General features: G+C 44.2%; 28 protein-coding genes and 1 tRNA gene. 12 read left to right on the top strand and 17 right to left on the bottom strand.

Going from position 1 to position 26,616, the window contains the following annotated elements; genetic code table 11:
• Window positions 1–24: 24 nt before the first annotated feature.
• Entirely contained in the window at window positions 25–1,269 is a 1,245-nt protein-coding gene (locus R7O12_RS07795) for an NADH:ubiquinone reductase (Na(+)-transporting) subunit B (protein ID WP_047102825.1), read from the top strand.
• A 298-nt stretch (window positions 1,270–1,567) separates the two neighbouring features.
• The gene (locus tag R7O12_RS07790) at window positions 1,568–2,968 is read left to right on the top strand and encodes a tryptophanase (protein ID WP_158155685.1); all 1,401 of its coding nucleotides are present in this window, start codon (window positions 1,568–1,570) and stop codon (window positions 2,966–2,968) included.
• Between the two features lie 78 nt (window positions 2,969–3,046).
• Here R7O12_RS07790 and R7O12_RS07785 read toward each other — a convergent pair whose 3' ends face one another.
• Window positions 3,047–3,658: a DUF2913 family protein gene (locus R7O12_RS07785; protein WP_005384170.1), complete on the bottom strand. Its 612-nt coding sequence runs from the start codon at window positions 3,656–3,658 to the stop codon at window positions 3,047–3,049.
• 32 nt (window positions 3,659–3,690) lie between these two features.
• A tRNA-Leu gene (locus R7O12_RS07780) sits at window positions 3,691–3,774 on the bottom strand.
• Window positions 3,775–4,335: 561 nt separating this feature from the next.
• Between R7O12_RS07780 and R7O12_RS07775 the strand changes: the two genes are divergently transcribed.
• Window positions 4,336–5,544, top strand: a complete 1,209-nt coding sequence (locus tag R7O12_RS07775) for a NupC/NupG family nucleoside CNT transporter (RefSeq protein ID WP_017635515.1) — start codon at window positions 4,336–4,338, stop codon at window positions 5,542–5,544.
• A 54-nt stretch (window positions 5,545–5,598) separates the two neighbouring features.
• Here the strand turns inward: R7O12_RS07775 and R7O12_RS07770 are convergent, their stop codons facing one another.
• Entirely contained in the window at window positions 5,599–6,687 is a 1,089-nt protein-coding gene (locus R7O12_RS07770; RefSeq protein ID WP_005384167.1) for a DUF3541 domain-containing protein, read from the bottom strand.
• A gap of 69 nt (window positions 6,688–6,756) precedes the next feature.
• Window positions 6,757–7,362, bottom strand: a complete 606-nt coding sequence (locus R7O12_RS07765) for an alpha-ketoglutarate-dependent dioxygenase AlkB family protein (RefSeq protein WP_054728611.1) — start codon at window positions 7,360–7,362, stop codon at window positions 6,757–6,759.
• 132 nt (window positions 7,363–7,494) lie between these two features.
• Between R7O12_RS07765 and R7O12_RS07760 the strand changes: the two genes are divergently transcribed.
• The gene (locus R7O12_RS07760) at window positions 7,495–8,850 is read left to right on the top strand and encodes a diguanylate cyclase (protein ID WP_021035911.1); all 1,356 of its coding nucleotides are present in this window, start codon (window positions 7,495–7,497) and stop codon (window positions 8,848–8,850) included.
• 387 nt (window positions 8,851–9,237) lie between these two features.
• On the opposite strand, the gene R7O12_RS07755 is transcribed toward R7O12_RS07760, so the two are convergent.
• Window positions 9,238–10,794: a DUF3612 domain-containing protein gene (locus R7O12_RS07755; RefSeq protein WP_080773721.1), complete on the bottom strand. Its 1,557-nt coding sequence runs from the start codon at window positions 10,792–10,794 to the stop codon at window positions 9,238–9,240.
• A gap of 174 nt (window positions 10,795–10,968) precedes the next feature.
• Here R7O12_RS07755 and R7O12_RS07750 point away from each other — a divergent pair, with 174 nt between their 5' ends.
• Window positions 10,969–11,547 (top strand): malate synthase, encoded by a 579-nt coding sequence (locus R7O12_RS07750; RefSeq protein ID WP_054574506.1) that lies wholly within the window; start codon window positions 10,969–10,971, stop codon window positions 11,545–11,547.
• 90 nt (window positions 11,548–11,637) lie between these two features.
• Here R7O12_RS07750 and R7O12_RS07745 read toward each other — a convergent pair whose 3' ends face one another.
• Window positions 11,638–12,651, bottom strand: coding sequence for a GGDEF domain-containing protein (locus tag R7O12_RS07745; RefSeq protein WP_047102820.1), 1,014 nt, complete (start codon window positions 12,649–12,651; stop codon window positions 11,638–11,640).
• A gap of 349 nt (window positions 12,652–13,000) precedes the next feature.
• On the opposite strand from R7O12_RS07745, the gene R7O12_RS07740 reads away from it, so the two are divergent.
• From R7O12_RS07740 to R7O12_RS07730, 3 genes are read left to right on the top strand one after another with little or no spacing between them, the layout of a single operon-like run.
• Window positions 13,001–14,353, top strand: coding sequence for a DASH family cryptochrome (locus tag R7O12_RS07740; RefSeq protein ID WP_132936958.1), 1,353 nt, complete (start codon window positions 13,001–13,003; stop codon window positions 14,351–14,353).
• Complete coding sequence (locus R7O12_RS07735) at window positions 14,353–15,897, top strand: cryptochrome/photolyase family protein (protein WP_005374147.1); 1,545 nt, start codon at window positions 14,353–14,355, stop codon at window positions 15,895–15,897. The genes R7O12_RS07740 and R7O12_RS07735 overlap by 1 nt, the downstream gene beginning before the upstream one ends.
• Entirely contained in the window at window positions 15,897–16,604 is a 708-nt protein-coding gene (locus tag R7O12_RS07730; RefSeq protein WP_158155689.1) for an SDR family oxidoreductase, read from the top strand. Before R7O12_RS07735 ends, R7O12_RS07730 begins: the two co-directional genes overlap by 1 nt.
• Before the next feature lie 61 nt (window positions 16,605–16,665).
• On the opposite strand, the gene R7O12_RS07725 is transcribed toward R7O12_RS07730, so the two are convergent.
• Both R7O12_RS07725 and msrB read right to left on the bottom strand, forming a co-directional pair.
• Window positions 16,666–16,812, bottom strand: a complete 147-nt coding sequence (locus tag R7O12_RS07725) for a DUF2256 domain-containing protein (RefSeq protein WP_005374142.1) — start codon at window positions 16,810–16,812, stop codon at window positions 16,666–16,668.
• 33 nt (window positions 16,813–16,845) lie between these two features.
• Window positions 16,846–17,988, bottom strand: coding sequence for a peptide-methionine (R)-S-oxide reductase MsrB (gene msrB / locus R7O12_RS07720; protein ID WP_005374134.1), 1,143 nt, complete (start codon window positions 17,986–17,988; stop codon window positions 16,846–16,848).
• A gap of 219 nt (window positions 17,989–18,207) precedes the next feature.
• Here msrB and R7O12_RS07715 point away from each other — a divergent pair, with 219 nt between their 5' ends.
• Both R7O12_RS07715 and R7O12_RS07710 read left to right on the top strand, forming a co-directional pair.
• Complete coding sequence (locus R7O12_RS07715; protein ID WP_005374132.1) at window positions 18,208–18,606, top strand: OsmC family protein; 399 nt, start codon at window positions 18,208–18,210, stop codon at window positions 18,604–18,606.
• A gap of 129 nt (window positions 18,607–18,735) precedes the next feature.
• Window positions 18,736–19,287: a sugar O-acetyltransferase gene (locus tag R7O12_RS07710; RefSeq protein WP_170896879.1), complete on the top strand. Its 552-nt coding sequence runs from the start codon at window positions 18,736–18,738 to the stop codon at window positions 19,285–19,287.
• A 90-nt stretch (window positions 19,288–19,377) separates the two neighbouring features.
• On the opposite strand, the gene R7O12_RS07705 is transcribed toward R7O12_RS07710, so the two are convergent.
• From R7O12_RS07705 to R7O12_RS07675, 7 genes are all read right to left on the bottom strand, one after another.
• The gene (locus tag R7O12_RS07705; protein WP_005374128.1) at window positions 19,378–19,758 is read right to left on the bottom strand and encodes a hypothetical protein; all 381 of its coding nucleotides are present in this window, start codon (window positions 19,756–19,758) and stop codon (window positions 19,378–19,380) included.
• Window positions 19,746–20,708: a glycine zipper family protein gene (locus R7O12_RS07700; RefSeq protein ID WP_318125731.1), complete on the bottom strand. Its 963-nt coding sequence runs from the start codon at window positions 20,706–20,708 to the stop codon at window positions 19,746–19,748. The genes R7O12_RS07705 and R7O12_RS07700 overlap by 13 nt, the downstream gene beginning before the upstream one ends.
• A 291-nt stretch (window positions 20,709–20,999) precedes the next feature.
• Entirely contained in the window at window positions 21,000–21,386 is a 387-nt protein-coding gene (locus R7O12_RS07695) for a hypothetical protein (RefSeq protein ID WP_017819737.1), read from the bottom strand.
• Between the two features lie 267 nt (window positions 21,387–21,653).
• On the bottom strand, window positions 21,654–21,836 hold the full coding sequence (locus R7O12_RS07690) for a hypothetical protein (protein ID WP_021035913.1): 183 nt from the start codon (window positions 21,834–21,836) through the stop codon (window positions 21,654–21,656).
• A 164-nt stretch (window positions 21,837–22,000) separates the two neighbouring features.
• Window positions 22,001–22,687: a helix-turn-helix transcriptional regulator gene (locus R7O12_RS07685; RefSeq protein WP_005374113.1), complete on the bottom strand. Its 687-nt coding sequence runs from the start codon at window positions 22,685–22,687 to the stop codon at window positions 22,001–22,003.
• Between the two features lie 47 nt (window positions 22,688–22,734).
• Window positions 22,735–23,049 carry a hypothetical protein gene (locus tag R7O12_RS07680; RefSeq protein WP_318125730.1) on the bottom strand — a complete coding sequence of 105 codons (315 nt, stop codon included), beginning with the start codon at window positions 23,047–23,049 and terminating at the stop codon, window positions 22,735–22,737.
• A gap of 115 nt (window positions 23,050–23,164) precedes the next feature.
• A complete protein-coding gene (locus R7O12_RS07675) occupies window positions 23,165–24,088 on the bottom strand; it encodes a LysR family transcriptional regulator (protein ID WP_005384329.1) in 924 nt (307 codons plus the stop codon).
• A 138-nt stretch (window positions 24,089–24,226) separates the two neighbouring features.
• On the opposite strand from R7O12_RS07675, the gene yjjG reads away from it, so the two are divergent.
• Both yjjG and R7O12_RS07665 read left to right on the top strand, forming a co-directional pair.
• Window positions 24,227–24,901 (top strand): pyrimidine 5'-nucleotidase, encoded by a 675-nt coding sequence (gene yjjG / locus R7O12_RS07670; RefSeq protein WP_005374109.1) that lies wholly within the window; start codon window positions 24,227–24,229, stop codon window positions 24,899–24,901.
• Between the two features lie 51 nt (window positions 24,902–24,952).
• Entirely contained in the window at window positions 24,953–25,492 is a 540-nt protein-coding gene (locus tag R7O12_RS07665; protein ID WP_017635078.1) for an NUDIX domain-containing protein, read from the top strand.
• A 78-nt stretch (window positions 25,493–25,570) separates the two neighbouring features.
• On the opposite strand, the gene R7O12_RS07660 is transcribed toward R7O12_RS07665, so the two are convergent.
• Window positions 25,571–26,005 carry a hypothetical protein gene (locus R7O12_RS07660; RefSeq protein ID WP_005480927.1) on the bottom strand — a complete coding sequence of 145 codons (435 nt, stop codon included), beginning with the start codon at window positions 26,003–26,005 and terminating at the stop codon, window positions 25,571–25,573.
• Window positions 26,006–26,025: 20 nt separating this feature from the next.
• Window positions 26,026–26,577, bottom strand: a complete 552-nt coding sequence (locus R7O12_RS07655; protein WP_053307146.1) for a YtfJ family protein — start codon at window positions 26,575–26,577, stop codon at window positions 26,026–26,028.
• Window positions 26,578–26,616: the final 39 nt, after the last annotated feature.

Here is a 26,616-nt window from a genome sequence, read left to right as displayed (position 1 = left end):
TCTTTTAGATAAAGGAGGAGCGTTATGAGCCTTAAACATTACTTTGAGAAAGCGACACCTAAGTTTGGTCCAGGTGGGAAGTATCACAAGTTCTACCCACTTTTCGAAGCTGTCGAAACCATTTTTTACACGCCTGGTAAGGTAAACCAGGGCATGACTCACGTTCGAGATAGCATCGATTTAAAACGTATTATGATCATGGTGTGGCTGGCGGTCTTCCCTGCCATGTTCTGGGGTATGTACAACATAGGCCAGCAAGCGAGTGATGCCTTGTTGTATGGAATGGATCAAGCCTCAGCTCAGCAAGCGCTTGTTTCTTCATGGCAACTGAGTTGGGTATGGGGCTCGTTAGATGCGGTTTCACAAGCGGGGTGGGGAAGTAAAATGTGGCTTGGTGCTACTTACTTTCTTCCAGTTTATGCGACGGTGTTTATCGTTGGTGGTTTCTGGGAAGTTCTGTTTGCTATTGTGCGAAAGCATGAGGTAAATGAAGGCTTTTTTGTCAGCTCTATACTCTTTGCGCTGATCCTTCCTCCGACAATTCCACTATGGCAAGCGGCTTTAGGTATCACTTTCGGTATTGTTGTGGCGAAGGAGATTTTTGGTGGTACTGGACGAAACTTCCTAAATCCAGCTTTAGCAGGGCGCGCGTTCTTATACTTTGCCTATCCTGCCAACATGTCCGGTGGTGCCGTGTGGGTCGCGGCTGATGGTTACTCTGGCGCTACTCCACTCAGCCAATGGTATGAAGGAGGGCAAAGTGCTTTGATAAATAATATGACGGGAGAGCCAATTTCATGGGGAGATGCTTTTGTTGGTAATTTACCAGGCTCGATGGGTGAAGTCTCCACGTTGTTGATCGCACTAACAGGCTTGGTTCTCATCTTTATGAAGATTGCATCGTGGAGAATTGTTGCGGGCGTGTTGGTCGGTTTAATCGGAGCTTCATTACTATTGAATGCGATCGGTTCAGACTCTAACCCCATGTTCTCCATGCCGTTCTACTGGCACTTCGTGATTGGTGGGGTTGCGTTTGGTACCTTCTTCATGGCGACAGACCCTGTCTCGGCAGCTTTTACCAATAACGGGAAATGGGCATACGGACTATTAATCGGCGTGATGACGATTTTTATCCGAGTGCTGAACCCGGCTTATCCAGAAGGCATCATGTTAGCGATTCTATTTGCTAACTTATTCGCGCCACTTTTCGATTACCTAGTCAAAGAAAGTAATATCAAACGCAGAATGAAAAGGGCGAGACCTTCTTAAAATGAGGGTGACCTCACTGAAAATTGATTGAAAACTGCACTATATTGAAAAGGTCAGAGACATGGGGTTTCTGACTTTTTATTTTTATCAGGAGGACGAAGACGATGAGAATAAAGGATATTCTCGATAGCCGTTTGGTGCTGTCGTTCTGGTATAACCTAGACTACTGCTTGTCTCTTCTTAGTAAAATCTCTTCTCGTTGATTTCCTCAATGCAATCGCATTGAAAAGCATTCTATCTATTTGTTTTTTAGTCTTACGTGAAACTGCGTAGGGCAATGCGTATAAGGAAATTAACAATGAAACGTATTCCAGAACCTTTCCGTATCAAAATGGTTGAGCCAATCAAAATGACGACTTTGGCAGACCGTGAAGTCGCGTTAAAAGAAGCGGGCTATAATCCATTTCTTCTTCGTAGTGATGATGTTTATATCGATTTGCTGACTGACTCTGGCACTGGTGCCATGAGTGATAATCAGTGGGCTGGCATCATGATGGGGGATGAATCCTATGCGGGGAGTCGAAATTACTACAACCTGTGTGATGCAGTGGAGCACTTCTTCGGTTATAAGCTCACCGTGCCTGCACACCAAGGGCGTGGTGCCGAGCAAATTTTGTTCCCAGCTTTGATTGAGCGTATGCGTCAGGTGCGTGGTGGCGAAACGCCAGTATTTATCTCGAACTACCATTTTGATACCACAGCGGGTCACATTGAACTCAATGGCGGTAAAGCGATTAACGTGGTAACGGAAGAAGCATTCGACACCACTACGCCTTATGATTGGAAGGGCAATTTTGATATCGATAAGCTGGTGGCAACAATTGAAGCGCACGGTTCGCATAACATTTGTGCAATTATCACCACGATTACTTGTAATAGCTCCGGTGGTCAGCCTGTGTCGATGGAAAACATGCGCAGTGTGTACGAGATTGCAACCAAGTACGATATTCCAGTGGTGATTGACTCGGCTCGTTACTGTGAGAACGCCTACTTTATCAAGCAGCGTGAAGGGGGTTACGAGAATAAATCGATTCTGGAAATCATCCGTGAGATGTACCAGTACGGTGATATGCTCACCATGTCAGCTAAGAAAGACCCGATGGTAAACATTGGTGGCATGTGTTGTATTCGTGATCATAAGGAGTTGTTCCAGGCGGTGCAGACGCGCTGCGTACCCATGGAAGGATTTGTAACATACGGCGGCATGGCTGGGCGTGATATGGAAGCGCTCGCTCGCGGTTTGTATGAAGCCGCGGATGAGGATTTTCTTCACTATAGAATTAGCCAAGTTCAATACTTAGGTGAGCGCTTACGTGAAGGCGGTATTCCGATTCAATACCCAACGGGTGGTCATGCGGTGTTTGTGGATGCCGCTAAGATTTTGCCACATATTCCAGCGGATCAGTTTCCTGCGCAGGTATTGTGTAATGCTTTGTACTTGGAAGCGGGTATTCGAGCAGTAGAGATAGGATCGTTGCTGCTTGGTAGAGATCCGGAAACGGGTAAACAAAAAGTGTCAGAGCTTGAGTTGATGCGTTTGACCATTCCACGTCGTGTCTACACAAACGATCATATGGATTACATTGCGGATGCGATTATCGAACTGAAAAATCGTGCACATGAGTTAAAAGGGCTCACTTTCGAGTACGAGCCACCAGTGCTGCGCCACTTTACTGCTCGATTTAAAGAGATCGATTAACTCAAGTTTAAATCTAGATAAGCAAAAGGCCGCGAGTTTCGCGGCCTTTTTCGATTCGTTTATTTCTTAGCGTTACAGTTACGCTAACTCTAATGTGATGCGAACGAACTGGTCGTCTTGATACTGCACTTCATAATTGAAGGTACCACTGGCGTAAATGCTGCCAAGGAAAAGTGAGCGTTGACTCATCGGTCCGCGGAACAGCATCGAAATAGGAGCGATTAGGGCGTTATTATCATCGAAGTGCTGATTTAAGTTCTCAGAAAGCACACACAGCAAACAGCCGTGTTGGTCGTGAGATAAGTCGACGTCTTCCGGTCGCGATAATAACACGGTAGTCCCCAGTTTCTTCTCAATCTCGTTGATCAGCAGCAAGTAGCTATCTAGATCGGGTTGAGGATTTCTGGGTTTGTCTGCACCGACGCAGCGCTCGAGTAATTCTTCCAGATTTCCGTTCTCACCTTTTGCCTGCTGAGTCAAAGACTTTAACGGCTTTTTAATCAGCTTATAGCGATTACTCTTCAGTTTTGGTTTCAGCCATTTCTGAAGTAAGTCATTACGTTCTTTAAGGGAGAGGCCATGCGAGGACGCGTGAATTTTAAAGTGCAGGTGTAATAAAGCGTGAACCGCAAGCTCACTCAGAAGTTGATTAGCATCTGTAGACTGTCTTGCCTGCTTAGAACTTTGCATTACACTCGAACAAAATTAGGGAAGAAGGATAATGGTGCCGAGAGAGGGACTCGAACCCTCACACCAAAGGCACTAGCACCTCATGCTAGCGTGTCTACCAATTTCACCATCTCGGCATCATGATGCTCTGAATACTCAGAGGCCTCGAAAGAAGCAACGCGAATTGTATAACCAAAATCCACCTGTTGGCGAGAGCAAAATGACGAATTTTGGCTCTTTCGAGTTTGATTGCATATTTATTGGTCACTTTTATGTTTTTTACCATCAACGCCTATCCTTATGCCCTTACTTTTATTAATAGTATGACGACAAAAGAGTACTTTTGCCTAAATTTTGAACGCTTGAACGTTTGCGTAAATAAATGTGATGAATATCTCTTTTTGTTGGCTATACTTGCGTCCCGTTTAAGCGGGAATTAGGGTTTAGTTGTTCAGGACCCTTACCCATACAAGCCGTCACATGGAGCAGGCCAAGCAACATGCTCGCCAGCAGTGAATGACCCCACGGACCGGACCAGCTACGTTCAATTGCTTGTATAAGGTAAAAATAAGATGTCGAACTATTCGTTCTGTCTACATTCTGGATCTAAAAGTGAGTTATCACTCGCTGCGTTGTCCCTTTCTTCTGCCAATTCCTTTGGCTCTTTTTTCTTTTTCAACGTTTAGTAGGTCCAGCTCATGAGTGTTCTATTTAGTCTATTTGGTATTGTTGCACTGCTAGGTTGTGCTTTCCTACTTTCTGAGGGTCGTTCTTCCATTAATTGGAAAACTGTATCTCGCGCCTTGATGCTACAAATGGGGTTTGCTGCGTTAGTGCTCTATTTCCCGTTGGGTCAAGCGGCGCTGGCGAGTTTAAGTAATGGTGTCGCGGGGCTACTCAGCTTTGCTGATGAAGGGATTAAATTCCTCTTTGGTGACCTCGCTTCTTCTGGCTTTATCTTCGCTATCCGTGTCCTTCCTATCATCATCTTCTTCAGTGCTCTTATCTCCGCCCTTTACTATTTGGGCATTATGCAAAAAGTGATTCAATTTATTGGCGGCGCTATCCAGAAGTTCTTGGGTACGAGTAAAGCAGAGTCTTTGGTTGCAACAGGGAACATTTTCTTATCTCAAGGCGAGTCACCACTTCTTATTCGTCCATTTCTTTCTAACATGACTCGCTCTGAACTGTTTGCCGTGATGGCTGGTGGTATGGCTTCAGTGGCGGGCAGTGTGCTTGGTGGTTATGCTGGTTTGGGTGTCGACCTCAAATACTTGATCGCGGCAAGCTTTATGGCAGCACCAGGTAGTTTGATGATGGCAAAAATCATCGTTCCTGAGCGTCAAACGCCAAGCGATTACAACAATATTGAGCTAGATAAATCAGAAGAAAGCAACGTAATTGATGCGCTAGCAAGCGGTGCCATGGGCGGTATGAAAGTTGCCGTTGCTGTTGGTACCATGCTTATCGCTTTCGTGAGTGTTATCGCGATGGTGAACACGGGGCTAGAAAACTTGGGTGAGATACTTGGTTTCTCTGGCGTAACGCTACAAGCGATTTTTGGTTATTTGTTTGCACCTCTAGCGTGGTTGATTGGTGTGCCAAGCCACGAAATTCTAGCTGCGGGTTCATACATTGGTCAGAAAGTGGTGATGAATGAGTTTGTTGCGTTTATCGATTTTGTGCAGCACAAAGCGACACTGTCTGAGCATACTCAAATTATTATCACTTTTGCGTTGTGTGGTTTTGCGAACATTGGCTCAATTGCGATTCAGTTGGGTTCTATCGGCGTGATGGCACCTGAGCGCCGCAAAGATGTTGCAAGTCTAGGCCTAAAAGCGGTTGCTGCTGGTACACTCGCTAACCTGATGAGTGCGTGCTTAGCGGGCATTTTTATCTCTCTCTAATTTAGATTGAAGATACACACTAAAAACCCGCCTAAATGGCGGGTTTTGTTATTTCTAAGGCTTGGGCATTAAGCCGTAAGGTATCGATTTAAAAGCCTCTGGGTGCTCTTGATAAGTTGGCGCTTTATGTACCCCTTTCCAATCGAGCAGCATGATGGCTAGTACGTTACGGTGTTCGCCGTACTTGAGATCAAAGTTACCGTCGACCGACGGAATCATCCCTTTTTCTGCGTTGATTGCGTGACGAATGGCTTGGCGGGTTTTCTTTACGACCGGATCATGGTCCAAGCCTGCTAACAAAAACGAAATGCCGACTTCCGCAATCACGTCTTCTTTGGCGCGCAGTAGGATAGTGTCGATATTGTTGCGAAAGTAATCATAAATCCATTGGTGTTTCTTCTCGCTTACTCGCTCCTGATAATACTGTGAATCGGCAAAGATGATGTGCGTCATACCATAAAGTTTGTTCCAATACTGCTGAGCTGAAAGCATCTTATCTTTATCGTCGGGGTAGGTGTCACGGAAGGTTTGAGTGAATTCCTCGACCACATCTTGCTCTCCTAACTGACGAAGCCAGTAGACTTGGTTTGCAAGCTGAGCTGCCCATGCTTCTATCATCTCTTTGTCCGTAACGTAACGCGAGAAATCGTAGCGCCTAATAATTTTTCTCAGCGTTTTGTCTTGTTTATGCTTTAGGCCGTATTCGTTTGCTCTTGCCATTGCGCCAAGCAAATCCACACCAAGATAAAGGTACTCAGGATGGTGTTTAGTCACGGTATAGCGTCGCTGCCCTCGTTCGGTTTCTTTCTCTTGATACGTGGTCAGCCTTTGAGATGAATAGAGAATGATGTCTTCTGGTTCAACGACTTCATTAGCAAATTGGTTTAACCGGCTGGCTACTTGTGCCATGTCGGTCCAAATGGCAGCGTGATATTTCTCATCTAATGTTTGGCGGTACATGCGTAAGCCAAAATGGCCCTCTTTAAACGCCGGGAAAGTGAACAGTTCTTGTTCGTAGGTACTACGAATCAACTGCGCTGATTGAGTATTATCGAGAAGCGGTACCTCTTCCTGTGATGCCTGAGCTGCAAAGGTAAGTGAGCAAGAGAGTAAGACCGCTAAGCTAAGAGGTTTAATACGCATAAATCCATTCCCTATGAAGTCCTGAACCTAAACCTACCATCAATATTAATTGAGAATGTAAAAGCTGAGTCAATAGTTAAAAATTTGCCTAAAAGTCAGGTTGATACGTTCATCTTTGGTTTTCGCGGTTTTTGGTACGCAGTGCTTCCAGTGATGCTGTAGCTCGCCAGCCATAATCAGTAAGGAGCCATGAGAAAGCTCATATTCAATCTCAGTTTTACAATGTAAATTTCTAAGCAAAAATCGACGTGTTTCACCTAAGTTCAAAGATGCGATAACAGGGTTTCTACCTAACTCTGGTTCATTATCTTGGTGCCAGCCCATTGAGTCTTGGCCGTGTCGATATAAGTTAGCGAGAACAGAATTAAAAGTGACATCAGCAACTGATTCACAACGCACTTTGAGCTGAGTTAACTCAGGAGTCCAAGGGTGAGGCTGCATGGTTAAGCCTGAGTAAGTATATGCTGCATCACCGTGCCACGCTTGTAAGCGAGGTTGAAGTACTGACTTGCCGAACATAGCAATGTGTTCTTGGTGCCATGGCAGTGTCTTTCGAAGTTGGTCAAAGTAATTATCCGCCTCAAGATGGTTAAGAAATTGAGGATCATAATAAAGTTTTCCTCTTTCTACTTCTTGCCATAGATCGCCGCCAAATAAATCGCCTTGTTGATGCATCATCTCACACCTAAAACATAAAAGTTGTCAATCACTGTTACCTTTCTGATTATGATTGGTTATTCTTGTGATAATAAGAATTTTAACAATAAATAAAAAATCTCGTAGTTGTATACGAGTTGTGGGGAGAAAATGCGTTATTTACCCAGAAAACGATGCTATTTTGCATTGTTCTTCCTCACCTTTTTCGCTTTGTGTATTGGGGTTATCGAGCTGTTAAATCGAAACCAGCAAGAGCTTCACAAAGAGCGAGTTCAAGTTGAGGCCAAAGAACAACTTTCCATTCTCCGTTCCAATTTGGAAGCGGTACTTATGGCGGATATCTACAAAGCCAGTACTTTAGCGACACTCATTACGTTACTTCCTAAAAACCAAGAAGAAGAATTGAGTATCGCCGCTCACCGAATCCTAAATAAAAGTAAACATATTACAATCATCGGTATCGCGAAAAATGATGTAATTAGTCATGTATTTCCACGCCAAGGTAATGAGCGCCTAATCGGCCTTGATTACCGCGCAGTGCCACAGCAGTGGGTACAGGTGCAAAAAGCCAAGGATGTACAAGAAATTTTCATCGCAGGGCCAGTGACTTTGATTCAAGGTGGCCGAGGTTTGATCGTGCGTGTGCCTGTTTTTCTTGATCCTCCAATGAATCAGGACTACTGGGGAGTGATCAGTGCGGTGATTGATTTCGATGCTCTGATGAGAGAAACCGGCGTAATTGATTTCTCGTATCGTTACCCTTTAATGATCCGTGGTTACGATAGCGGTGGCTCATTTGGTGATGCTTTCTTTGGCGCGCAAAGTGTAAATAGCATGGTATATGCAAAAGAGATGGTTCATTTTCCTTATGGTGGGTGGAGTATGGTGGTTTTCTCTGGAGGCAAAGCTGATCGCCAAATCTCTTGGCATCAGTTGCATTTAGCTAGAGTAATCGGCTATCCCATTATATTCGCACTTAGCCTCGCGCTGTTCGCCATTTATCGACTGTATACCATTGCAGATGACAGAGCTTTACACGATGAACTCACGAATTTACCAAACCGTCGCTATTTTATGAAGTTTTATAAGCAGCAGTTCGAAATAGCGAAACGTTATAAAAAGCGTTATAGCTTCGCCTTAATTAATATTGACCTAGATAGGTTTAAACACATTAACGACACCTATGGTCACGACGCAGGTGACAAAGTTTTAATCGCTACGGCTGAAAGGGTAAAAAGCTCTCTGCGTAAATCAGACATCGTGGCCAGAATGGGCGGTGATGAGTTCTTAGTTGTAGTTCATCACCCAGGAACGGAAGAAAATGTTCAGTCCCTTCTACAAAAACTTCGATTAGCGCTATGCTCGACGCCCGTCATTTACGATGAAACGCTTATCTATTTGAAAGCCAGTATTGGGTACGCGATATTTGACCCGAAAATGTCATCTCCTGAGCAAATGATGAAAATAGCCGATGAGAGAATGTATCAACAAAAGCATGGCGGATGAGCCTGAACCCAGTTTCAATAAGGGGTTAGAAGAATGGTAAAGTTGGGAGCCCGAAATCTCATCATCATTGAGGTGCAAGAATATGTGACTTCATATGTTCACAGACACTTTGCTGAGAGAGTCGTTATTAGCAGTGCATTCAGTGGCATATTTGCATAATGTTGCATTTTGCAAATGCAGTTTGCGAAATTAATGGTTAATAAAGCAACGATATGCATCTGGATCTACTAAAAAACGGCTTTTTTAAAGTTGGCACGCATCGTGCATTACTTAGAGTGACCCTTATTAAGCCGAGGGTCACCTAGCCAACTGACGTTGTTAGTGAATACAAATTGTTCACAAGTATATACCGCCAATCACGTTTATTGTGATTGGCGTTTTTTCTTTCTAAAGCCCGATGATATTCACGTCGCTGCCCGTCTCATCAGCTTCTCCGCACTTGCTGTAACAACTAGGTTGTCTTGGACAAACCGCCCCTCTGGAGCAGATCAACCTTGCTTGGGTTTGAATCCCGCGCTCTATCCAGTTGATGTTTAATATCTTAGCGATAGTCGTTAAGTCTTTTTTGATGTGGGGAGGAATAACACTACTTCCGCCGGAAGCGACACAAAGGGACTTAAGTTCTTCCGCTATGGAAACGGCATCGCCACCTTGTGCAGAAATGGCAGGGTTAAGATCAATACCGGCACATAGCACGCGATTATTCCCCGCAGGATCAAATACGTTGACCGATTCGCAGCAGTAGATACGTGGCTCGTCGCCAACATTTAAAATCGAAATTTGCGCTGAACTGGTATCCAAAGGCTGGGAAAGGCGTCGGAATACCGCCCAGTGCTGGCAAGGGTCGTTCACTTTGCGCATGTTACCCCAAGGCAATGGAATACCATTTCCGCGATACACGGCTTTTAACTTGCCAGGGCCATAGGCATCAAAATAGTGCCAATGAGGGTAAGGCGAGACCACCGTCATGCGACGCATTGCAACAGAAGGAGAAACCCCCGCCTTTTTGTGAACATCAATCTCGTAACCAGAACGGTCAAGCAACTGACGAAAGGGTACTTTGGGGCAGAGTAGGGCACCGGCAAAGAAGCTGGACTCAAAATCACGCCAAGCTTGCAGGATATCTTGCGAATTGAGTTCAGAGTTCGACACAGGGCTGTCCATTTGCTCCCAATTGTTTTGATGCCCGATAGATAGAACGTTATTCATTGCATCGCTGCTATGGAGCACTCGATGGCCGATATATACCGCCAAGTCATACTTCAATCGGGTTGGATAGTCACGCATTCGTTTATTGAGATAAATAGTCCCAGGAGGCTCCATGAAAGACGTAATCAACTGTTTGGCGCTGACGCCCAGTTCATCAATCACATCTTGTGGCGCTCGATCTACCCAGCGGATATCCAATCCCATACTCTTTGCAATGTCTACGAGATCTTCTACAGATAGATTCAGCCGCTTCAAGCCGACCTCTTCGGCGGCGCGCTCTAAATCAGGAAAATGGTTTTGATGGTTTTCTTGGTGTGCTCGAATCAAGAGATGAGCAAACTGACGCCCCGTGATACCTGTTTGGGAGAGCATTTCTGGTATCGCGATTTGAAGAATATCATTGGAGAACAGAAAGCTCGGCTCCAACGCCATGCCACTAATCCCGCCACGATTTCCTTTGTTGGGTGTGATGGCTTCTAATTCGGGTTCATCATCTAAAAACCACGCCGGATCTTTTTGAAAAACTTCCGCGATCACTTCGAGCATATCGATACTCGGTACGCGTTTTCCGCGCTCAATCATTGAAAGGTAAGAAACCGACGGAGCGTACTCTGGATTAATTCTTACACAACGGGCAGACAAATCTTCCATCGTTAAATGGTTGTTTTTTCTTAGGTTACGAATTTTCGTACCAAGAAAATGAGACTGACGAATAAGGCTTTTTGACACAGACATTTTGTAAAATTCACATTGTAAAATTTTTGTTGTGAAATTGTAGTCAATATTTCGCTAGTCTACATAATGAGCAGGCAAGGAAATTAACCATCCACTTCACAGAATTGCCTGAAACTTAAATAAAGGATTTAAGTTTTTACTCTAGGACGAGTTTTTAAGTGCGAGGATATGACGATGAATATGCTGAACTTCGATAAAAAAGAGATGCAACAACAACAACGCCCATTTATCGCTGAAGCCGTATTTGCCGTCGAAGCGGTAAGTGCTGAGCAGCAGAGTGAGAAACAAGTAAAAGCGAAGCAACTGCTTGACCGCATGTTCCCATTGGAGAACGGGTCGCACCAAGATGTATCAAGTTACGTGATTGATTACCGCCATGTTTTGGCTTATTTCAAAGACGGTACACACAGCGGCCTGAAAAGCCCAAAACACTTCGTGGCGTACACTGGTGAAAAGGAAGATCCAAAGTCTATTTTGTTCAAAGATGATTCGGGCAATCATGTAGAAGTGCTGTTTGGCTGTCATAAAGGCACTGGTTGCGTGGAATTAGTGGACATTGACGATATTCAATTGGAAACTCGCACGACGTTTCATCCTGAACTAACTGGCAATTCACCAACCGCGATGCGCCATTGGATAAGTCTAATCAAAGGCGACAAAAAAGGTAAGCCGATGGCATGCAGTGAAGATAAAGAATATACCGCAAAAAATGGTGACGACTATATTCTAAGTTACTGCTACAGCGTCGATTAAGATACTCATGATTGGATATAAAAACCCCGCACTTTACGTCGCGGGGTTTTCTTTTTCATCGTAAAAGTCGTTTTCGCTTAGTCAGTTTATTTAAATTGGCATCACGCGGTTACGACCGAGTTGTTTTGCTTCATAAAGCTGTTTATCGGCTTTATTGATTAAGGCTTCAGGCGTATCACCAGGCTCAAATTCTGCTACCCCAAAAGAAGCGGTAATGCTGTGAACTTGTGTGCCTGAGCGCTTATCTCTGATACGCAGTTTTTCTATCATCCGGCGTAGTGTGTCTGCATATTGGCGAGCAATTCGCAGAGATTTGTTAGGTACAATTAACGCGAATTCTTCACCACCAAAACGGTACGCACATATCCCATCTCGACAACTTTGTTGTAGCCGGCGGGCAATGGCTTTTAATACTGTATCGCCAAAAAGGTGCCCGTAATTGTCGTTAAATGATTTGAAATGATCGATATCAAGCATGATCAAGGTCATTGCCTGATTTGATGCAATAAGTGAAGAGAGATCTTTGTCAAATGCTCGGCGGTTGTATAGGTTTGACAAACCATCGAACAACGCATCTTGCTGTACTTCAGCCAGTTGGTTTTTGAGGCGAGAAATTTCTTCACTCGCGTTAGTCAATTGGCTATTCAAAAACTTTGTTGAGTGACGAATTTCGTGTGACTCTGCGACAAGTTGACGAATCACTACCATCACTTCTTCAATGCTTAGGCTATTGTCCTCAACTTTTTCCAGTTTATTAAAGCTTTTGTCTACCATCTCAGAAAAGGAGGAAGTATCTGAAATCGTATCGCTCATTGAACTGGATACTTCGTGTAGCAGAACTTCTACATTGGTTCTAAGATCTTCAAGGCTGGTTTCTGCTTTGCTGGCCACATAGTTGTTGTAAAGCTGTTTATTGGTTGCTGGCGGGCAAATACCGTAGTTTTCTAACACCATGTCTAACTCAAAGTTGAGTTCTGGAATGGTCTTGTCAACGTAGGTATACCAAAGCGCGTAGTTGGCTGGCGTGGCAGCAACATGGTTTTTGATCATCAGTGGGACCGCTTTTTTTAAATTAGCGGTTGATTTCTTAAACTCGTCGGTCATTTCTGCGATGGTACTAGCAAAATGGGATTGGGCTTAGATTAACGGATATTAACTAATGTCGCTTTAATTTTTATCACTTTTGCATGGTTTATATAGAAAATGAGTGATTAAGATCGTGATCAATACCGTTGGATTCGAATTTTATAAAATATCAGTATGAAACATGTACAGGCATTTGGTGGTATTGCGTGTTTTGAGATATCCAGCAAATGGATTCTGTGTAAACGTTAGTAACCTAATGATCGTCAAACTCTCGTTTTCGTATAAAAGCAAGTAAATCAAAAGGCTTAACGTCAGGGTCTCCGTGAAAAGAACTCGTAGACGAAGAATTAACATCTGAGGGTGCGAATTGAAAAAGAAAATAGGACTTTATTGGTTCACGAACGACTTGCGATTGCACGACAACCCACTGTTGAAAAGTGCCAGTGTAGAAATGGACGAGTTAATTTGCTTGTATTGCTACCCTTCAATGACGCCTTACTTGCATCACTTTGCGCAGGAAGCCTCTTTCGGGCGTGCGAAATTGCAGTTTCTCGACGCATCGCTTAGTGAACTCAATCAATCTTTGAATCACCTTGGTCAGCGATTATGGGCGGTTGAACTAACGCCCGATCAAGCAATCAAGTATGCTGTTAACCGCTTCGGCGTCACACATATATATGCTGACGCCTTTCCCGGTTCGGATGAGCAACAAGCGTTAGATCGCGTAGCTGAAGGCGCTTCTCATGTAAAAATAAAACAGCAAGCAATCCGGACCCTGTTAAGGGAAGAACAACTGCCATTTGACTTGAGCAATCTGCCTACCACTTTCACGCAGTTTAGAAAGCAAGTTGAAGGTTTAGACATCTCTCGGCCCCACGAGAGTATCCGTTCGTTACCTCCAATTCCTTTAGGTGTGAATCTTCCTTCCGTTACTGCATATTACTTTGACGCAAAAGCTGCGTTTCATGGTGGAGAAAGCCGCGGGCTTGAACATTGTCGCCAGTATTTTGCTTCCACACTAGCCAGTGAATACAAACAAACACGCAACGGTTTAGATGGCATGGATTACTCCACCAAGTTCTCTCCTTGGTTAGCTCATGGGTGCGTTTCTCCGAAAACTATTTATGCCATGTTGAAACGTTATGAAGCGGAGAATGGTGCAAATGATTCAACCTACTGGATTTACTTCGAACTGCTTTGGCGTGAATACTTTTATTGGTATGCCCGTCGACACAAGCGACAGCTCTTCCGATTCGGTGGCATCCAAAATCGAGCACCACTCACCAGCTTTTACGCGCACCGTTTTCAACAATGGAAGAAAGGTGAAACGCCATTTCCTATCGTCAATGCGTGTATGCACCAACTTAATGAAACGGGTTATATGTCGAATCGTGGCAGACAGTTAGTTGCCAGTTGTTTGGTGCATGAGCTTGGCCTCGATTGGCGTTATGGCGCGGCGTACTTTGAGTCACAACTGGTCGATTACGATGTGGCATCAAACTGGGGAAATTGGCAATACTTAGCAGGCGTTGGTGCTGATCCGCGTGGTTCACGACAATTCAACCTCGAAAAGCAAACCGAAATGTACGACCCGCACATGGAGTTCATCGATAGGTGGCAAGGTCGTTGTCCTGGCGCGCATTTGGATAGTGTAGACATGGTCGATTGGCCGATTGTGATGGGCAGCAGTGACAAAGCTTCGTCATCGGAGAAACCGTAATGCAATTTGAAACCGTACGATTGATCTTGGGCGATCAACTTAACAGTGAGCACTCTTGGTTTCAGCAACCGGATGAGCAAGTGCTTTACCTGATTGCGGAGCTCAAGCAAGAGAATACTTACGTCACGCATCATATTCAGAAAGTGTGTGCGTTCTTTTCCGCAATGGAACAGTTTGCGAAAGAGCGTCAGAGTGAAGGTCACCAAGTTCTGCACCTCACGTTGGATGACACACAATCCTTCGACGATCTTGAGCAAGTCTTGCAACACTACGCGAGTGAAGTTGGTGCAAGTAAGTTTGAATATCAACGCCCGGATGAATACCGTCTTCTGGAGCAGTTAGCCAAACTAAAGCTTGATGGGGTCGTGACGCGTTGTGTCGACTCGGAACATTTTTTGTTGCCGTTTGAGGAAATAGAATCGCAGTTTCCTCAAGGTAAACACATCATGATGGAGCACTTTTACCGCCGTATGCGCAAGCGCTTCGACATCTTGATGCAAGACGGAAAGCCCGTCGGCGGAAAATGGAATTACGATGCCAATAATCGTAACAAGCTCAAAGCCAAAGACATTGAACAACTGCCACAACCTTTGATGTTCAGTACTGACATCCACGGCATTATTGAGCGGCTGGCACGACATGACATCAAAACCATCGGAAATCTCGAAGGGGACTTGTTGTGGCCGATTAATCGCGCGCAAAGCCTCTCTTTACTCGCGCATTTCTGCCAAGTCTGTCTGCCGTTATTCGGACGTTTTCAAGATGCCATGACAGGCCAGCACGACGCTAAGTGGAGCTTGTATCACAGCCGAATTTCATTCTCGCTTAACAGCAAATTACTGCACCCGAGAGAAGTCATTGATGCTTCACTCAAGGCATTTCATTCCAACGCGGACATCGACATTTCTCAAGTTGAAGGGTTTATTCGCCAAATCTTAGGATGGCGAGAGTACATTCGAGGGGTCTATTGGGCGAACATGCCTCATTACCCGAAAAACAACGAATTGGGCGCAGAAAGAAAGCTGCCAGATTTCTTCTGGAATGGTGAAACTAAAATGGCTTGTATGCGCAATGCGATTGGGCAGTCCCTCGATTACGCCTACGCACACCACATCCAACGATTGATGGTCACTGGTAACTTTTGCTTGCTAACCGAGATCGACCCAGATCAAGTGGATGAGTGGTATCTCGGTATCTATGTTGATGCGATTGAATGGGTCGAAATGCCGAACACACGTGGCATGGCATTGTTTGCGGATGGCGGCATTGTTGGCACCAAACCTTACGCGGCGAGTGGTTCTTACATCAACAAAATGAGCGACTACTGTAAGGGTTGCCATTACGACAATAAGGCGAGGAGTGGGGAAGGATCGTGTCCGTTTAACAGCCTTTATTGGCGCTTTATGAACAAACACGACAAGCGCCTCGCAGCCAATCCACGAATCGGGATGATTTTCCGCTCTTGGGACAACATGGAAGAACAACAACGCCAAGCGATTCTTGATACCGCAGAGCACTACATAGAAAACGTGGAGAACTTGTGATGGAAATACTCATCGTCGGTGGCAATGGTGGAATTGGTTTGGCGATGGTGAGAGAAGCCGCAGCTCGGTTTCCTCAAGCTCGCGTGCATGCCACTTATCGTAAGCAGCAACCAGATTGGCAACACCCAAATGTCGTTTGGCATCAAGTGGATGTATCGCAAGACGAGCAGGTAAAAGCGTTCAGTGAGCAGATTGAACACGTCGATTGGTTGGTGAACAGCGTCGGTATGTTGCACACCCAAGAAAAAGGCCCTGAGAAGAATCTTAGCTCGCTCGACGCAGACTTTTTTCAGCAAACCATCACGGTTAATACTTTGCCAAGTTTGCTGTTGGCGAAATACTTCACGCCCAAACTAAAACGCAGTACTGCACCTAAGTTTGCGACCATTTCGGCCAAAGTTGGCAGCATTAGCGATAATCAGTTAGGTGGTTGGTACAGCTATCGAGCATCGAAAGCCGCATTAAACATGTTCCTTAAAACCATGTCGATCGAATGGCAAAGAATGGTCAAACATGGCACGGTGCTTTCACTTCACCCTGGCACCACAGATACCGCTTTGTCGGCACCTTTTCAAACCAATGTCCCAGAGGGAAAGTTGTTCACGCCAGAGCGAGTTGCTAAGGATTTATTAGGCTTGATAGAAAAAGCAACCCCGCAAGATAGCGGGGCGTTTTGGGCTTATGATGGGACGTTATTACCTTGGTAAGAGAACGCGTACAAACGTTAATACAAATGAAATAACATACTCCAGAGAGGGTCGGAGTGACCTACGTTTTCGTTGATTTATTTCTTCGGCAACGCTCAGAACAATAAACGATTTCCTCCCAATTTCGCGCCCACTTCTTTCTCCAAGAAAATGGGCGCTGACAGACCGGACAGACTTTCATGGGAAGGTTGGATTTAAAACCTTTCATCGCGCTGAATGTTCACTCCTAATTTGGTTAAAACTACTTATCAAATAGGTACAGGTAATCGCCGTAGCCTAAACTCGCCATCTTGTTCACAGGTACAAATTTCATCGCAGCAGAGTTCATACAATAGCGTAATCCCGTCGGCTTCGGACCATCTTTAAACACATGACCTAGGTGTGAATCACCAAACTTACTGCGGATCTCCGTTCTAGGGTAGAGCAGTTTATAATCGGTTTTCTCCACGATGTAACCCGGGTTAATTGGTCGAGTAAAGCTTGGCCAACCTGTGCCAGATTTGTATTTATCAGTAGAAGAAAATAGCGGTTCACCGGTCACAATATCCACATAAATTCCCGCTTCTTTGTTGTCCCAGTATTCATTATCAAACGGACGCTCCGTGCCTTCTTCTTGCGTCACGTAATACTGTAGCTCTGTTAAGTTTGATTTGATTTCAGACTGAGCAGGTTTACTGTACGCTTTCACTTTCGAAAGCAGCTTTTTTTCTTCAATCAACTGTCGAAGTGTTTTAGGACTTTCTTTTCGATCTTCACCAAATACTTCGTCGAGATATTTATCGCGACCTGATGCGTAGCGGTAGTATTTGTACTTCAAGCTACTCTTCTTGTAGTAATCCTGATGGTACGACTCCGCAGGGTAAAACTTTTCAAACTCGATCAGCTCTGTTTTCAACGGTTTTGGATAGATCATCGCCTTGTCGATTTCCATCATAAACTGCTTAGCAATCTGCTTTTGCTCCGCATTATGGTAGAAGATCGCTGGACGGTATTGAGGACCACGGTCAACAAATGAACCTTTATCGTCGGTAGGGTCGATATGACGGAAGAAGTAGTCCAGCACTTGCTCGTAGTTCACGACAGCAGGATCGTACTTCACCTCAATCACTTCAATATGACCAGATTTACCAGAAGAGACTTGGCGGTAAGTCGGGTTTTCAATATGACCACCTGAATAACCTGATACAACATCGATTACGCCGGGCAGTTGCTCTAAATCCGATTCTGTACACCAGAAACAACCGCCAGCTAGCGTTGCGATTCTTGTATTCTCTGAAGCCTTCAGCTTATCCATCGTATCGGCGGTACCTGTTTTACTCAATAGTAGAAACAAGACTGGAAGTGCGAAGGAGAAACCGGCCAATAACTTAGACATATTCTTCATAGCTACCTCATCGTTATTTTGTAGAAAGTGTTACTTAAATAAAAAGTGTTACTTAAATAAAAAGTGTTACGTATAGAGAAAGGTAACCGAGCGAAAAAATTACAGTAATGTTGAAAATTCCGTTGCCCTTTTATGCGATAGAGCTAAAGTATCGACAAGAAACACACCGCTAGTAAGGGCAACGATGCCTTGAATAAGCGATGCTAAATGAGGTAAATCATGCAAGCTGAAGTTAAATGGATAGAAGATTTTAAATTCCTTGGGCAATCTCAGTCGGGCCACTCCGTAGTGATGGATGGCAATGGTGGTGCAACCGCACCAAGCCCAATGGAAATGGTACTAATGGCTGCTGGTGGCTGTAGCTCTGTCGATGTTGTTGATGGTTTGAAAACAGCAGGCCAAAAGGTTTCGTCAGTTAATGCCAAGCTAACCACAGAGCGTCGTGAAACCGCGCCGCGTATCTTTACGCAAGTGAATATCCACTTTGAAGTGTCAGGTGACGAGCTTGACCCAGAAGTCGTAGCAAAAGTGGCGGCTGACTCGCTAGAAAAATACTGCTCGGTTTGCTTAATGCTAGGCGAAGGTGTTGAGATGACCCACAGTTGGGAAATTGTGTAAGTCGACAAACTCCACAAAATATAAAAACAGGAAAGAGAAAAGTCCGGGCTTTTCTCTTTTTTTATTTTGCAATTCACGTACCTTGTGAGGAGTCTGAAAGCAGTAATTGCAGGTTGTAGGAGTCTTCCAGTGACAGAACTAGAAAAAATGATGTCTGGCCAGGTCTTTGATGGCATGGACAAAGAAATTGACGCCATTAGAAGCCATGCTCTTCAAGCACTTAGAGCACTCAATAATAACACCGACGAAAGTCAGCGCGACGAATTGCAAAAGCAGCTATTTGGCAAGGTAGGCCGTTGTATTGTCCAGGTCCCTTTTCATTGTGAATTTGGTAAGACCATCGAAATAGGTGAAGAAACCTTTATCAACATGAACGTGGTCATGCTCGATGGTGCCAAAATTACCATCGGGAACCACGTGCTCATTGGACCGAGCGTGCAATTTTATACCGCTTCTCATTCTGTTGATTACCGAAGTCGTCGACGTTGGGAAACGTTTTGTAAACCTATCACGATTGAAGATGATGTGTGGATTGGCGGAAATTCCGTCATCAACCAAGGTGTAACAGTTGGCGCTCGCTCGGTGATTGCGGCGAACTCGGTCGTTAACCATGATGTGCAGCCAGATTGTCTATACGGAGGCACGCCAGCTAAGTTGATTCGCCGTCTCAACGAAGAATAGTAGAGGTTAGTATGCAATAACTCTGGCGATTAGAGAGTTCAGACTGAGCTCTCTTCGTCGAGTACATCGTTATATTTTAATGTTAATTCCTCACTCAATTGCTAAAAGAACGGCACCAATTGATAAAGTCAGGGCAACGACAACAGAGTTAACAATGATAATACCTAGTAATAGAATCGACAAATAACGATACCATTTTGGTACTTCTCTAGAAATATTAGGTAATTTTCGCTTTTCACCTGAGCTAGGTTGAACGATTAAACGAACAAACATCAATGTTCGGAAAAATGCGTAAGGCCACCCTGTGAATAAAGAAAGCTCAAATTCATTAAAATATGGTTTTTTAAAATAGTTTCCAACAATCTCCTTCGGCATCAGAAAGTGCATGACACCGATAAAAATGGTTTGTAAGAAAATAATAATCACACCAGTCATTAAAGTGTAAAAAAGAAATGTGATTACTTGCTGCATATAGACTCTATTCCAGTACTAGCGACTAAGTTTGGCTTGCTTTCAATTGAATTATAAAAGCTTTTTGCCACTTTACCGGATGCATAACCTACAGCCGTTGAACCGGCAGCGAGTACAATGGCAGTCCCCCAGCCAATAGGGTTTGATACTAAAAATAGACCGACTAACGCGCTGGTACCCATTCCTACAGCTGTGCTAGTTATTGACTCAACAAAAATTTCATTCTTCTCATGTTGGTCTTGTGTATTCGCAATCTGAATGCAGGAAGCCGTCAGACCAACACCGACTAAAACATGTCCGCCCACTTTAGATGCTTGAGCTATTTTATTCAGTTTTTCGGCTTGTTTAACTATATGAGCATTCGCAGGTAACCCTCCACTTCGAGCTATGCGAATAGACTGGTGAGTCGTTTTGTTGCCAAATAGCAGCTTTTCCATAGGGCCAACATTTTTCTTTAGTAGGTCTAAATGTTTTTTACGTCGACCATCATATTGTCCTTTACTTATTACTCCGTTTTTATAGTTTGCGTAAAGGTCGTTGATGTTCTCAATGAGCTTAATATTTCCTTTACTCATCAAGTTCCCTGTAGCACCCATCAAGGTACCTCCTGGAATAGTAATCATATTGGCGTTGTTTTCCAGCCATGCCAACGCCCAAAACATGTCAGCATGTTGCGGTGGAACTTGATTTGAGATTGATTTTGGAGGTTGATTGTAGCTGAGAAGATTGGGAGGCAAAACTTTATGGGGAGGAGTGCTGGGCATTTGAGGTTTAGACGCTGGGTAGGTCCCTAGCTTCGCGATACTTTTAGGAGGTAACGCATTGTTACTTTGAGTTTTAAGTTGAGAGCTTGATTTGGGTAGAGCTGATAACCAAATGATATCGCCTGCTCTAATGCGGTTAGGATCTGAAATATGCTTGTTTAATGTCATTATATGAGTCAGTACCATCTGATAGTCCTTGCTACCATATGGAGCACCATACATGTTTAATATAATAGGTGATAAGTTATCATGACTTTTATTTTATACTTAAAAGATCCCGACACAGAGCACCTCTAGCTAATAATTTATTTGTATAGATATTAACAAGAAACTATATTTAAAAATTTTATTTTTTTTGCATTCTAGACTTTCATTTTAAAAAGCCATAAATTAGCTGATGTATTTATTATTTGTGTGAAATTCTTAATGTTATTTACATTTAAAGTGTGACATTAGACTTAATTGGATAGGTAAAGGTCATACATGATCTGCTAATGATAAAAAACCTGCGATAAAAAATACAAGCGCTAACATTGTAGAGTTTATGATAATTACCCATATTAAAATGAAGGATAATAGACGGTACCACCTAGGCACCTCTTGGGATACATCGGGTAACTTTCGTTTTTTACCTGAGTTAGGTTGAACGATTAAACGAACAAACATCAATGTTCGGAAAAATGCGTAAGGCCAACCTGTAAATAGAGCTAGTTCGAAAGTGTTAAAATAAGGTTCTTTAAAGTAGCTATTGACAATGTCTTTTGGCATTAAAAGGTGCATGATACCTATAAAGAATGTTTGAAAAAAAATAACTAATACACCAGAGAACATTAAGTATCCAATAATGTTCCAGATCAATTGCATATTGCACCTATCCTTATAATAAACCGATGCTTTTTCAAAGGTTTTATCCTAATTTTTATCATGAAGAAATAAAGAGACTAACAGATAACCTATATCTTAGCTATGAATGTAAGGGCGTTTTTAAGGAGTGTCGAGAACGAAAATAAGAACTATTTTATTGATTTTTATGTAAATATAGTTGGTCGTGTATAAAATGGATAACGTGTAATGGCGAGATGTAAGCCTTGCACAACTAACAAAGGTTGGTTAAACAAGGCTAATAGTCGGTTATGGATGAATAACGATTTGTTGCTCCTCAGTCATCACAAGTGTCGCTTTGCTTTGTTCGATAAGTTGGGCAGCATAAGAAGGGGTAACTGCCTGCATATCACCTTTAGATCGAAGAGTTAAAGACTCCCACGCTTGATCTCGATATTTCCCTGCTTGGGTGTATTGAATCAGTACTTTCATAGCTTCACGCTCCGGTGTGGTTGACGTGCTACTTAAGTTAACGATCTTAGGTTGGTTGCGCATCTGTTAAAAATGAAACATTAGTTTAACTAAATGTGCCTTTCCAAATATCGCGCATTGAGCAGAGCAATTTAGAATCCTTGTGATGGAAGGATGAAGAACACTCAATCTTTCGATTCATACTGCGCAATATAATGTTTGAGAGATTTGGTTTCCGCACTCTGAAACTCTTCATCGTGCATACGCAGTGCTTGGATACGGTCGAGGCGGAACTGGCGGTAGTCATCGCGCAATTCGCACCAGGCGACCAGCGTCCAGACTTTGCCCCAAAAGAACTGGCCTAACGGTTGGATTTTTCTTTCGGTCACCTGTCCGCTTTCATCTTGGTAATCCAAACTGACCTTAAACTGATGATCAATCGCGTGGCGCAGAAGCTGCCCTCGTTTGGCAGTCTCGGATTGGGTGTGATAATCGGGCACAATCAGCGGACAATCTTCCACTTGTTGTTTGAGCTTATCGGGCAATACCGAAAGTATTTTGGTGGACGCAGAGTGAGACGCTTCGGCGAGTTCAACATCCGACCAGGCTCGAACCATCCGCATACCCAGTTCAAGCGCCATCATCTCTTTTTCTGAGAACATCAAAGGCGGCAGATGAGAGCCAGCTTGCAACAGGTAGCCAACACCTGCTTCACCTTGAATAGGAACACCAGAACTAAGCAACGACTGAATATCGCGATAAATCGTACGTTCGCTGACTTCCATTCTTTCTGCGAGCTCTTTCGCTGTCACGGCGTAACGCTTTGCGCGCAAAAGCGTCAGTAGCTCAAACAGTCGTTCTGATTTGCTCATGATGTTCCTTATCTAGACCTACTGGTTGTTAGTAGTAGTGTGGCTGATTACTTCTCTAGCTCACTGCACATTTTTAAGTTGTGATGTATAAGCTCGAGGCTTTCGCAGTCAATCATTGATAACAGAGGCTGAAATTCAGCGGCTTGCTTAAGCTGTTTTCCCGCCTGTTTTGCATCGTCCATTGAACGCCAGTAAATGATGTCTGTCCACACATCGTCCGTCGCTTCGTGACTGAGTGAGCGATACAAAAAGCCCGGCAGATTCTTCACAAACGTTTGTGACTGTTTGGCAGCGGCGATCACGTCTTGCTCTGTTGTGCCTGCGGTTAGACGAAATTGCACAGTTTCGATAACGGTTTCCATATTGTGATTCCTTATTGGTTTTGGCGGATTGCCTGTTGAGTTCCAAAGAAGGTTACGCGGATGGAATGTCAGAACATGTCAGTAGTGAAATCTCACTCACTTATCATCAATATGGTTATTTTTCTGGGCTGTTGTAACGATCCCAGTAAGGTAAATCTGTGCCGAGTTTTTCGCTGATAAAATCGATAAAGGCTCTTACTTTCAACGGCATGTGCTTGCGCTCAGGGAACACCGCATAAATGGCGTGTTCTGGTAGAGAATACTCTTCCATCACCGGTTTTAGATTTCCTGCGGCAAAGTCTCTTCCTGCAATAAACGTCGGCAGTTGCGCAATGCCCGAACCTCTCAACAGCAACTGGCGAATGGCTTCGCTGTTATTGACGATAAAGTTTCCTTTTGGAAGCACCTTGTATTCGCTGCCGTTGTTGATGAACATCCATTCGACGCCGCCACGGAAATAGGAGTAGCGCAGGCAGTTGTGACTGACTAAATCACTTGGTTTTTGTGGTGTTCCAAACTCCGCTAAGTAATCTGGCGAGGCACAAAGCACACTTTTACAAGGGGCGAGGCGTTTTGCGATTAGATTGGAAGAGGTGAGTTCACCAATACGGATCCCCAAATCAAAACCGTCTTTAACCAAATCGACCATTTTGTCTTCGAGGTTTAAATCCACTTCAATTTTCGGGTAACGAGCGAGAAACTCGCTGATCAAAGGCGCGATATGCAGCACACCGAAAGACATCGGCACGGTAATTTTGAGCCGACCTTGTGGAGAGCCTTGCAGTTCCGATACCGCGTCTACGCCTTGCTGGGCCAGATTGAGCGCTTGAGAAGCGTACTCAAAATAGCGTTCTCCCGCTTCGGTCAGGCTCAGCTTACGCGTAGTTCGGTTAAGGAGACGAATGCCCAAATCGTCTTCTAGTTGGTTGATGCGTTTGCTGATCGCCGATTTCGTCAGATTCAGCTGTTTGGCCGCAAGGGAAAAGCTGCCGCATTCGACAACAGCAACAAAAACGGGCAGGGAGGCAATCGCGTTCACATCAATCTCCTATTATCGTGAAGCATTTATTGTTGAGCACAAGGATACAATTAATTTCCAATTATAGAGATTATCTTCAAGAAGAAAACAATCTAGACTATGCACCAGTATTACGACCTTGATTTTGGGAAGAAGAAAATGAAGTACGATTGGATCCTGTTTGACGCTGACGAAACCTTATTCCACTTTGATGCTTTCAAAGGTTTGCAGCTTATGTTTTCTCGCAAAGGCGTAGATTTTACTGAACAAGATTTTGCTCATTACCAAACCGTAAACAAACCGCTTTGGGTGGATTACCAAGACGGCAAAGTAACGGCAGATGAGCTAAAACATAAGCGTTTTACCGAGTGGGCTGAGAAGCTGAATACCACAACAGCAGATCTCAATAGCGCATTTTTAGAAGCAATGGCCGATATTTGCAGCTTGTTGCCAGGTGCAAAAGAGCTGATGGAAGCGCTGCAAGGCAAAGCCAAAATGGGCATCATCACCAACGGTTTTACAGAGTTGCAAGCAATTCGCCTTGAGCGCACAGGGATGACTGAGTACTTCGATAAAGTAGTGATCTCTGAACAAGTGGGCGTAGCAAAACCGGACTTAGGTATTTTTGAATACGCGATGCAGCAAATGGGCAACCCATGCAAAACGCGCGTACTGATGGTGGGTGACAACCTGCATTCCGATATTCTGGGTGGTAATAATTTTGGTATTGAAACTTGCTGGTTAAATACCACAGGCGCAAGCGTCGATGAGCGTATCGCACCAAATTACACCGTTGAGTCTTTGAGTGAACTAAAGAACATTTTGGTGGCGTAACCGAATCGGGTATTATTCCGCAGTAACCCTCAGAAAAATCAAGGAATAATCATGTCAGACATCAAACAGCTAGACAGCAAAGTCGTTTACCAGAATAAGTGGATGACGGTGCGTGAGGACAAAATTTTACGTCCGAGCGGCGCAGAGGGCATCTATGGTGTGGTCGACAAACCTGATTGTGCTGCGATTCTGGCTATCGATAACGGGATGATTCACTTGGTTCAGCAGTACCGTTACACCGTAGGTCAACGTTGTTGGGAGATCCCACAAGGGGCGTGGGAATCAAACCCAGATGCGGATCATCTTGAGCTTGCCAAAGGCGAGCTGCGTGAAGAAACGGGCATGCAGGCGAGCGCTATGGCGTATGTCGGCGCGCAGTTTATCGCATACGGCTTTTTGAATCAGACATGTCACGTCTACTTCGCCACTGATTTAACGGACGTGGGCAATCAACTCGACAGTGAAGAAGAGGATTTGATCACTCGCGCTTTTTCGGTTGAGGAGTTCGAACAGATGATGATCGACGGCACGATCAAAGATTGTGTCACCATCGCCGCTTATGGTTTGGCGAAGCTGAAGAAATTCATTTAGTTATCCATGACGATTTTTAATGAAAACAGCGGCCTAGTGCCGCTGTTTTTAGTTTGGGTGAGTTCGTTGAGCCATCGCTTACTCGTCGATTTTCTTACCTAAGATTTCCACTTGCGCTTTTTTAGTCACCCCCGCGACTTGCAGCGCAGTGCTGCCAACCGATTCATAGTTCAACTCGATTTTGTCTAACTTCGCGTTATCTTTTGTTGGTAGGCTTAAGCTTCTTGATGACATGCCTTTAGTCAGAACACCTAAACTGTCGAACGTCTTTTCCTGACCATCTTTCATGATTACTTTAACGCTTTTCAGATCGACCGTACCTTGTGTACATTTGATTTTTATGTGGCTGAAACGAGCGTTAGCAAATGGTGACAGTGGATTGACTGTGTCGGTTTCCGATTTAAAACTGACGGTCTTATCTGCAATCTTGTCCCAATCGTTGTCTCCTGCAACCGATTGGAAAGAGGCTACAGCCGCTAAAAGACAGAGTGCGATGGTGTTGAACAGTTTCATAGCTTTTCCTTACCTTAGGTTTAGATATTCTGTTTAATCAGTTCGATGACGTGTGTGACTTCGTCTTGAGTTAAAGCCCCTTCTTTCACGAATAAAATTTCACCTTGTTTATTTTGTACGATAATCGCAGAACTTTCTTGCTGCAGATCCCAAGTTGTTGCTAATACGCCATTTTTGTCTAACACCATGGAAGACCAAGAGAATGTCTTTTTGCTGTCCTCTGCCGACGATTTTACAAATGTACCGGTTCCCCATATGGCGTCTTCTTGGTTGATCACGGTTGTGGTCTGATACTGATCTTCAGGAAAGTGAGCGGCAGTGATTGCTGACATCAGCGGCGCGTTCATCTCTTTGGCTTTACTACGACCTGCAATGGCTTGTATCACATGGACTTTGCCTAACATCTGCTGAGTTGCCCAAGGTTGATAAGCCACATCGTTTCCTTGCAGCGTCATTTCGCCATCGGTATCAATGCTGACGGAAGGGGTGGTTTGACCGACAGAAAGGTTATGAGAGAAGGCGAATGTCGGGGCGAGTGCGAGTAAGAGTGACAGAACAGATGGAGTTTTCATCGGGGGTTCCTGTAACGAAGTGAGGTTAGAGCGAATCAA

This window comes from Vibrio sp. Vb1574, assembly GCF_033338675.1.
Note: the sequence above shows the minus strand (reverse complement) of the source record. Positions and strands in the feature narration are given on the sequence as shown.

What these genes read in the sequence shown, in the direction of transcription:
- R7O12_RS07695 (WP_017819737.1), bottom strand. Translation starts at nt 21,386, where the DNA reads ATGCAATTGATCTGGAACATTATTGGATACTTAATGTTCTCTGGTGTA.
- R7O12_RS07660 (WP_005480927.1), bottom strand. Translation starts at nt 26,005, where the DNA reads ATGAAACTGTTCAACACCATCGCACTCTGTCTTTTAGCGGCTGTAGCC.
- R7O12_RS07655 (WP_053307146.1), bottom strand. Translation starts at nt 26,577, where the DNA reads ATGAAAACTCCATCTGTTCTGTCACTCTTACTCGCACTCGCCCCGACA.
- R7O12_RS07760 (WP_021035911.1), top strand. Translation starts at nt 7,495, where the DNA reads ATGCGTTATTTACCCAGAAAACGATGCTATTTTGCATTGTTCTTCCTC.
- R7O12_RS07795 (WP_047102825.1), top strand. Translation starts at nt 25, where the DNA reads ATGAGCCTTAAACATTACTTTGAGAAAGCGACACCTAAGTTTGGTCCA.
- R7O12_RS07790 (WP_158155685.1), top strand. Translation starts at nt 1,568, where the DNA reads ATGAAACGTATTCCAGAACCTTTCCGTATCAAAATGGTTGAGCCAATC.
- R7O12_RS07755 (WP_080773721.1), bottom strand. Translation starts at nt 10,794, where the DNA reads ATGTCTGTGTCAAAAAGCCTTATTCGTCAGTCTCATTTTCTTGGTACG.
- R7O12_RS07690 (WP_021035913.1), bottom strand. Translation starts at nt 21,836, where the DNA reads ATGAAAGTACTGATTCAATACACCCAAGCAGGGAAATATCGAGATCAA.
- R7O12_RS07705 (WP_005374128.1), bottom strand. Translation starts at nt 19,758, where the DNA reads ATGCAGCAAGTAATCACATTTCTTTTTTACACTTTAATGACTGGTGTG.
- R7O12_RS07735 (WP_005374147.1), top strand. Translation starts at nt 14,353, where the DNA reads ATGCAATTTGAAACCGTACGATTGATCTTGGGCGATCAACTTAACAGT.
- R7O12_RS07770 (WP_005384167.1), bottom strand. Translation starts at nt 6,687, where the DNA reads ATGCGTATTAAACCTCTTAGCTTAGCGGTCTTACTCTCTTGCTCACTT.
- yjjG (WP_005374109.1), top strand. Translation starts at nt 24,227, where the DNA reads ATGAAGTACGATTGGATCCTGTTTGACGCTGACGAAACCTTATTCCAC.
- R7O12_RS07775 (WP_017635515.1), top strand. Translation starts at nt 4,336, where the DNA reads ATGAGTGTTCTATTTAGTCTATTTGGTATTGTTGCACTGCTAGGTTGT.
- R7O12_RS07765 (WP_054728611.1), bottom strand. Translation starts at nt 7,362, where the DNA reads ATGCATCAACAAGGCGATTTATTTGGCGGCGATCTATGGCAAGAAGTA.
- R7O12_RS07700 (WP_318125731.1), bottom strand. Translation starts at nt 20,708, where the DNA reads ATGGTACTGACTCATATAATGACATTAAACAAGCATATTTCAGATCCT.
- R7O12_RS07785 (WP_005384170.1), bottom strand. Translation starts at nt 3,658, where the DNA reads ATGCAAAGTTCTAAGCAGGCAAGACAGTCTACAGATGCTAATCAACTT.
- R7O12_RS07685 (WP_005374113.1), bottom strand. Translation starts at nt 22,687, where the DNA reads ATGAGCAAATCAGAACGACTGTTTGAGCTACTGACGCTTTTGCGCGCA.
- R7O12_RS07715 (WP_005374132.1), top strand. Translation starts at nt 18,208, where the DNA reads ATGCAAGCTGAAGTTAAATGGATAGAAGATTTTAAATTCCTTGGGCAA.
- R7O12_RS07730 (WP_158155689.1), top strand. Translation starts at nt 15,897, where the DNA reads ATGGAAATACTCATCGTCGGTGGCAATGGTGGAATTGGTTTGGCGATG.
- R7O12_RS07725 (WP_005374142.1), bottom strand. Translation starts at nt 16,812, where the DNA reads ATGAAAGGTTTTAAATCCAACCTTCCCATGAAAGTCTGTCCGGTCTGT.
- R7O12_RS07680 (WP_318125730.1), bottom strand. Translation starts at nt 23,049, where the DNA reads ATGGAAACCGTTATCGAAACTGTGCAATTTCGTCTAACCGCAGGCACA.
- R7O12_RS07750 (WP_054574506.1), top strand. Translation starts at nt 10,969, where the DNA reads ATGAATATGCTGAACTTCGATAAAAAAGAGATGCAACAACAACAACGC.
- R7O12_RS07745 (WP_047102820.1), bottom strand. Translation starts at nt 12,651, where the DNA reads ATGACCGACGAGTTTAAGAAATCAACCGCTAATTTAAAAAAAGCGGTC.
- msrB (WP_005374134.1), bottom strand. Translation starts at nt 17,988, where the DNA reads ATGAAGAATATGTCTAAGTTATTGGCCGGTTTCTCCTTCGCACTTCCA.
- R7O12_RS07665 (WP_017635078.1), top strand. Translation starts at nt 24,953, where the DNA reads ATGTCAGACATCAAACAGCTAGACAGCAAAGTCGTTTACCAGAATAAG.